Below are 614 nucleotides of genomic sequence, written 5' to 3'. Positions count from 1 at the left end.
CGGTCCTTCCTAAACCTCGGCGTTATCCGATTACGGCTCGGCGGTGATGCCGCCACATCGGAGAAGCGGGCTCTCTATGACGGGGCATTGGAGCGTGCCAAAGTCTTAACCGGCGATGATGCCGAGGAAATAACTGCTACGGCGCTCTTCAATAAAGGTCTGAGCTTGCTATTCGATGCTCCTCAAGATCGAAGTATTGGTTTTGTAACTATGGACGGGCTCGTGAGCCGCTTTCATGAGAGTAAACAACCAGTTGTGCAAGAGAAAATTCTGCTAGCACGGATCGAAGCCGCGCGCGCATTTGGTGATATTCCTGGCGAGGAGGGAAAGGCGATCCCTCTTACAGAAGATGCGCTCACTCTCGCCGGACCGATGAGCATTTCTAATAAAGATTATTACATCGCCTATGCCTTACTACAGAAGGGTTATGCCCTTTACCGTACTGGGCGCAGAACAGAGGCGTTAGCACTTAATGAGGAGACTGTTAATCGCTTCTCAAAATCGTCGGATATCAGTACCCGCCGCATCGTCTCGCGGGTCGCCCTGAACAACATATATGCCCACCGCAATGCGACACCCCGCCGTACTGAAGCGTTACTTTCGGGCGTTCGTGA

Annotated in this window: 1 protein-coding gene; it reads left to right on the top strand. The window is 52.4% G+C overall.

What is annotated here, in order from left to right; translation table 11 throughout:
• Positions 1–614, top strand: a 614-nt coding sequence (locus tag VZ95_RS26375) for a hypothetical protein (protein ID WP_045777600.1), incomplete at both ends; no start/stop codon positions are given.

The organism is Elstera litoralis, from assembly GCF_000963705.1.
Taxonomy (GTDB): Bacteria; Pseudomonadota; Alphaproteobacteria; order Elsterales; family Elsteraceae; genus Elstera; species Elstera litoralis.
Note: the sequence above shows the minus strand (reverse complement) of the source record. Positions and strands in the feature narration are given on the sequence as shown.